This is a genomic window from Lutispora sp. (genome assembly GCF_041687175.1).
Lineage (GTDB): Bacteria > Bacillota > Clostridia > Lutisporales > Lutisporaceae > Lutispora.
This window is the reverse complement of the sequence record NZ_JAWLCK010000029.1, coordinates 20973-27075: the sequence shown is the minus strand read 5'-3', so window position 1 is coordinate 27075 and position 6103 is coordinate 20973. Positions and strand designations below refer to the sequence as shown.

Sequence of the window (6103 nt, the reverse complement as noted above, 5' to 3'; positions counted from 1 at the left end):
ACTTGGCTTGGTCAGCCAGCTTCAGCAGCTGTCCTTCTATATCATCCCTTTTGGCTATAAAGGATGAAAGATCAGATATTTCTCCATTCAGCACTTTTCTATGCAACAGCTCAGTTTGCTTCCAATATTCTACGGCTTCTGATTGCTTTTCTTCCGTAAAAAATATATCAGCGTTTTCAATAAACCAGTAGGGCTTATACAAAGAAAGGCACGGAAGAGAAGTACCTGTACACCATAATGTTATGTTTCCATCCTTCAGCTGGGCTACCATACTTCCGGTGGTTTGGCTGGAAATAATGCCTCCTCCGTGCATGCATATGGTTTTCATACTCCCGGATCTATAATTCCTGACTTTATCATCGCCGCAATGACTTCTCAGGATACTCATCACACAGCTCACATCAATGTTTCCGGAATTATTTCTCAAGCAATCCGTAGTATACTTCTGCCTATGATCTCCTTTTGTGGCAAAGGAATATAGCTTATCCTCATAACAAGCCTTGAAGTTAAAATCATCTTTCGACTTGCACCATCCTCTGTTTATGGCATTATCTATCAACCCGCTGCTGTATTCATCAAAATCCTTATTAAGAGTAAGGGAGTTTGAAATTGTATATATATCGTCTATCTGTTTTACAACCCAATTCTGGCCTGCTGTTTCCAATACATAAGCGCTTTTAAAATCCGCTATAATGAAAGAATTATGATAGCGGAGATTTTGAGTATATCCCGCCTTCCCACCTTGTCCGTACTGTTCAAGCAGATAAATTATGTATTCTACAGCCTTGGCAGCAGTATCGCAGTATTCAAGAGCCAATCGCAGCATATCCATCCCTAGAAGCGCTTTTGGTTTCAACTTTTCCTTTGTGAATACTGCCTCGTTGCCTATGACTAATCCTTTGCTGTTTATACCCATTTCAGCACCCCATATCCAATGAGGCTTTATTAATATTACATCATTAGTAAATTCTTCTCCATCAACTTCTATATATGTACACTTGATTTTTTCGTTTCTATCCCGCTTTCTAGGAGGTATTCTAATCATAACTTGAGGTTCATTAGGCTCCCTGTCGCTGTTCTTTCCGAATATCACCGAATTATCTTTCGTCACATCTGATAAAGCAACCAGCGTATCACACATAAGATATCCCTCCATTTATCTGCTTTCTTTAATAGCTGTACTGAACATCTGGCGATTATTAATACCTCACCAAATTAGATACTTATTTACTAATTATACCATAAATATTACTCCATAATATAAAAATCACTGCAAGTACAAATAAACTGCAGTGCTTTACATTTCTTTCATTAATTATTTTAATATTTCATTAATAAAGTCATCCCATTGTCCTATAAGTGGCTGCCCTCTGCGGTCGTCTTTTATGCAAAAAGCTTTGTAAGGCGATAAGTATCTTTGGGTTTCAGCAAATTAATTTATTGATTTTGAATTTATGGGATTTGTTGTTTCCCTGTAGGTCAAATAGACAAAGTTTATATGAGGGTATTTATCATTCACCTCTTGAAAATTACTTTTAATTTTGCTTATTGCTGTACTTAAATTGCTTATATTATTTTTATTTCCAACCCCCTCACCTCCACTCATTTAATCTTATCTGAATTAATACATTGTGGAACGAATATTATTGATTCTGAAAAATTCTTAATATTTGCTCGTGTATTTCCTTCTACTGCATTTGAAGTAAAAAAGGAATAAAAGATAACCAAGAAGTGTCTAGCATAATACTCTTAATCAGTGTAGTTAAATATTTCATTTATTCTTAGTAATACATGTATGATTCTGAATGGCATGTCTATTTTCATTGATTCAGCTCTTTTTTTACCTGATTTTCTTACATTAATATTCATAATGTTATTTGATTCTCTTACTATTTTAATACTTCCCATATTATTTAATTTATCGTCTGTTAAATTTATTTCCACTATGTCTCCAGTATTCTTATCTTTTCCTTTGGTATTTTGAATTGCTCCATGTACACCATTTGGCAGATTTGATTTTATTAACAATGCTATAGTATTTGGACTATTTGTTATCTCTGCACTCTCTTCAAAATAAATAAAGTTAAGCTTTCTCAGAATTTGTTCTAGCTCCCCGGTACTTTTCTTTATTCCTATTAGCTTTTCCACACCTTCTCTTAGTATTTCAGCGTTTTCTCCAAACTCCTTTACTATATTACCTATTTCTTTTTGTGTTTTGAAAAAAGTATTCAATAGGTAAATGTATTTATCGTTTTCAATTTCCTCACCACAATTAATGCATTTTAGTTTCCATATATCATATCCATAAAACTTACTATGTTCTTCATCTTTTAATATTTCGAAAGTATTATTTTTACAATTATGACATGAATATTCCATTATAATCTTCACCCCCATTAATTTATATTAATGGGGGCCATTATTTATACATGCCTTTTGCTAATATCTATAATAGTTTTAATACTTACCAATATCACTAGTAATATTTAATGAACATGTTGTAATCTCTTCGTGTGTATATAAAATTCTCATAAATACATATAATATTTAATTAACATATTCACCTTGTTGGTTAGCACGATATATAATAGCGGTTGAAAAACCATATCTGATAATAAAGAAAAAAAGTTTCGTGCACAACTTATTCTAAATGAGTATAAGAAACTTACTCCAAGTAATCACAAGTATTCAGAAAAGTTGCTAAAAGCAAAAGAAGAATTCTATAAAAGATTTATATCTATATAAGAAAGGCTTCTATTTAATCATTTTAATAATAAGGAAGCCTTTTGTCCCCGTTCTACTGAATCTAAACTCCAAAGGAGTCAAGATTCAATACGAACCCGATTAACAATTCTATAATTCAGAGAGCGCTTACGCTTCTCTTGATTAAGAATTGTTTTAGAAATCCATTAGGTCAAGTTAAAGATAAGGTAGAATTATACTTTCCTATAGACTATAGAACAAAGACAGACTAAGAATCCTAATTCTAGTCTGTAAATTCACTATGTATGGTGGAGGCGAGGGGAATCGAACCCCTGTCCGAAAGTCCTCAAACTGAAACTTCTCCGAGCGCAGTCAGTGCTTTAACATTCCCTCCGCTGCACGCCCGCTGACAGGCTTACAGCTTCAGTAGCTTCATAATGCGACAGCTGCCTCAAAGCTTTGGCAGTGACGTACCCCGCTAAATGACGCCCAATCCCAAGCTGCGGGAAACTCGGGTTGAACGAGCCGCCTTAATTAGGCAGCTAATGCAAAATTATCTTCTGCGTTTATATTTAAGTTTCCAGCTTTTAACGTGGTTCCGGAGTCCACGGCTCGCTATTTCAGCCCTCGATACCCCCGTCGAAACCATTACGCCCCCAATTAATAATCAATAATTCTTCTCTCTGAAATTTCTTTCCATTTCCCTTTTGGCATCCCTTTCTGCTATGGCCTGGCGTTTATCATGAAGCTGTTTACCTTTTGCTACTGCCAGCTCAAGCTTTACAAGACTGCCTTTAAGGTAAATGCTCAGAGGTACAAGGGTGTAACCTTTTTGCTGTATATATCCAATCAGCTTGTTTATTTCGTATCGATTGAGCAATAGTCTTCTTGTTCTCATCGGGTCTTTGTTAAAGATGTTTCCTTTTTCATATGGGCTCACATGCATGTTATAGACAAAAACCTCACCTTTATGAATAGCTGCATAGCTATCCTTCAGATTAACCTTGCCAAGTCGTATGGATTTGACTTCGGTACCGAAAAGTTCTATACCTGCTTCATAGGTTTCTTCTATAAAGTAGTCATGTCTGGCTTTCTTGTTTTGTGCCAATATTTTAATATTGTCTTTGCCCATATCATTACCACCCGAATCAAACTGTAAATCTATTATATAGACCAAAGTATTAATTGTCAACTTACTTAGTTTAGCATAAATGAGTTGTAATGACAATGTAATATTTTATCATTCTACAAGTACAAAATCTATGCTGCGGTTAGCCATGTCTACAGAAAGGACTCTTATTCTTACAGTATCGCCTATTCTATATATCCTTCGCTTTCTTTCGCCTATCATCACATGGTTGACTTCATCAAGGGTGTAAAAGTCGTCCTCCATGTTGCTCACATGTACCATTCCTTCTATTGTGTTTTCCAGTTCCACAAACATACCAAAGGATGTTACGCCGGATATGATGCCTTCAAACTCTTCATCGATTCTGTCCAGCATATATTCAGCCTTTTTCAAATCTTCAACTTCTCTTTCCGCTTCATCTGCTGTCCTTTCTCTGATAGAAGATTGTTCAGCAATGCCTGGTATTATCTCTTTCAAGGCTTTAATCCTATTGGGTGTTAGCTTTCCATGAATATCCTCCTTTATTATTCTATGAATCATCAAATCAGGATATCTCCTTATGGGAGAAGTGAAGTGGCAGTAGTATTTTGATGCAAGTCCAAAGTGGCCAAGGCTTGCACCGTCATATCTGGCCTTTCTCAAGGATCTCAGCATGAGAGTGCTTATCAGTCTTTCTTCTCTCTTTCCTGTTATTTTTTCCAAAAGCTGCTGTAATGCCTTTGGATGTATTTCATCGGCACCTTTAATGCTATATCCAAAGTTATGCACTAATTGATTGAGGGATATTATCTTTTCTGGATCCGGATCTTCATGGACTCTGTACACAAAAGGCAGCTCCTTCCAGTACATGTGCTCTGCAATGGTTTCATTGCATACTATCATAAATTCTTCTATGATCCTCTCCGCAACTCCCCTATCATAGGGTCTTATGTCTATGGGTTTTCCTTTCTCATCCAGTATTATTTTTGCCTCTTGGAAATCAAAGTCTATACTGCCTCTAAGTTTTCTCTTCTTGCGAAGTATATTCATGAGCTTTTCCATGTTTTTAAAAAGCTCAACCAGATCCTTGTATCTTTCTTTTACTTCCTCATCATCTTCAAGAATCTTGTTAACATTTTTGTATGTCATTCTTTCTGTTGTCTTAATTACACTTTCATATATATCATAACTGACCACATTTCCTTTGCTGTTTATTTCCATGTCACAGCTCAATGTCAGTCTGTCAACCTTTGGATTTAGACTACAGATACCATTTGAAAGCCTCCTAGGCAGCATAGGAATTACCCTGTCTACTAGATACACACTAGTACCCCTCTTTAATGCCTCTTTATCTAAGGCGCTGTTTTCAAACACATATTGGCTTACATCTGCAATATGTACTCCTAAGTAGTAGTTGCCGTTAGGCAGAATCTCAAGAGATACAGCATCGTCTAAATCCTTTGCATCTTCTCCGTCAATGGTTACTATTACTCTATCCCTCAAGTCTCTCCTGTTTCCTATAGCTTCCGACTTAACTTCCTCAGGAATCTTATTGGCTTGCGATTCCACTTCTGCAGGAAACTCTTCAGGCAGATTGTGTCCTCTAATGATGGAAAGTATGTCTGTGCCAACATCATCTTTATGTCCCAGTATTTCAATTATTTTGCCTTCTGGATTTCTTCTGCCTTCAGGCCAACGGGTTATTTGGACAACAACCTTGTGTCCATCCTTAGCCCCTCCGAAGTCTTCCTGTGATACGAAAATATCCTGATATATCCTTACATCATCAGGCACTACAAAGCCGAATTTTTTATTGGTTTCAAATGTACCTACTACCTGTTCATTAGCTCTTTTAAGAATTCGTATTATTTCACCTTCGCTTTTTATGGTTCCCAAGCTACCTTTTGTGATTCTTGCAACAACCCTGTCATTATTCATGGCTCCATTTAGGTTTTCCACCGGTATATAGAGATCTCTAATGTCAGGATTGTCAGGTATCAAGAATCCAAAGCCTTTCTTACTTCCCTGGAGTCTGCCCACCACCAGATTCATTCTCTCAGGCAAGCCGTATCTTTTCTTTCTTGTCTTTATAATGTAGCCTTCAGCTTCCATATAATTTAAAACTTCTTCCAGTTCTGCCATCTCTTCTTCATCAATATTTAAAGCTTCTGCTAATTCTTGAAAAAGCATTGGATTATATGCTTCTTCTCTCATGTATTCCAATATTCTATCAAAGAACTTCATTTTTACCCTCCTAGAATCTTTAGTTGCTTTTAAAGAATAATATTCCCA

At 36.1% G+C, this 6103-nt stretch carries 4 protein-coding genes and 1 other RNA gene; all 5 read right to left on the bottom strand.

Going from position 1 to position 6103, the window contains the following annotated elements:
- Positions 1 to 1141 (bottom strand): C69 family dipeptidase (locus tag ACESM9_RS06580; protein WP_372996515.1); only part of this gene is annotated, 1141 nt, incomplete at its 3' end.
- Between the two features lie 608 nt (positions 1142 to 1749).
- Positions 1750 to 2379: a hypothetical protein gene (locus ACESM9_RS06575; protein ID WP_372996513.1), complete on the bottom strand. Its 630-nt coding sequence runs from the start codon at positions 2377 to 2379 to the stop codon at positions 1750 to 1752.
- A gap of 630 nt (positions 2380 to 3009) precedes the next feature.
- Positions 3010 to 3361, bottom strand: a transfer-messenger RNA (tmRNA) gene (gene ssrA / locus ACESM9_RS06570).
- A 9-nt stretch (positions 3362 to 3370) separates the two neighbouring features.
- A complete protein-coding gene (smpB, locus tag ACESM9_RS06565) occupies positions 3371 to 3835 on the bottom strand; it encodes an SsrA-binding protein SmpB (RefSeq protein ID WP_372996511.1) in 465 nt (154 codons plus the stop codon).
- A gap of 108 nt (positions 3836 to 3943) precedes the next feature.
- A complete protein-coding gene (rnr, locus tag ACESM9_RS06560; RefSeq protein WP_372996509.1) occupies positions 3944 to 6055 on the bottom strand; it encodes a ribonuclease R in 2112 nt (703 codons plus the stop codon).
- Positions 6056 to 6103 lie beyond the last annotated feature (48 nt).